Raw genomic sequence first — 615 nt, 5'->3', positions numbered from 1 at the left:
TTAATAAGATGATCACTAAACATGTCAAGATGTTCTTCTTGTACACGATTAGTTTCTTTAAGTGCTTTAATTAATTCTTTTTTCATGGTTTAACTCCCTCTCAAAATAGTCTCAATTTTGAAGGCGCTTTGAATTCAACAACAGCTTTATCATCAATTCATTCAAATTCAAGTTGTGGATTATTCATAAGCATAAAACATAAACACGCACTACAAACTTTTTCAGACTTAACAATTGCTCTAGGATGTTTTTTACATTCTTTACAAGACATTAGATCACACTGAGCACAATTTTACGAAGCGCATCCTGTTTATTAAGACCTGTTTTTTCTAGATAATTGTTAAATTTTTTAATTTCATCTTGGGTAAGACGCACCGCAAGAGTTGATTTAATTTCTTTTCTTGGTGCTTTTTCATACTTTTTATTCTTCTTCAAAATTGCCATCTTCATCCTCACTTTCAAAATCAGGTTCTTCAACACCTTCAGGTATTTCAGATTTAACCTCATCTTTTTTATTTGCTTTAGCAGCTTTCTTTTCAGCTTTAATCTTTTCTTTTTCAAGGTAAGCTTCAAATTTTAAATAGTTTTCAGATAACTTTTTAAAGTATTCCAAAT

Annotated in this window: 1 protein-coding gene; it reads right to left on the bottom strand. The window is 29.8% G+C overall.

Going from position 1 to position 615, the window contains the following annotated elements:
- Nucleotides 1–421: 421 nt before the first annotated feature.
- Nucleotides 422–615, bottom strand: a 194-nt coding sequence (locus HL054_RS22135) for a hypothetical protein (protein WP_369141290.1), incomplete at its 5' end; no start/stop codon positions are given.

The organism is Modestobacter versicolor, assembly GCF_041028285.1.
Taxonomy (GTDB): Bacteria; Actinomycetota; Actinomycetes; order Mycobacteriales; family Geodermatophilaceae; genus Modestobacter; species Modestobacter versicolor_A.
The sequence above is the reverse complement of the archived record's forward strand: the minus strand, read 5'-3'. Positions and strand labels throughout refer to the sequence as shown.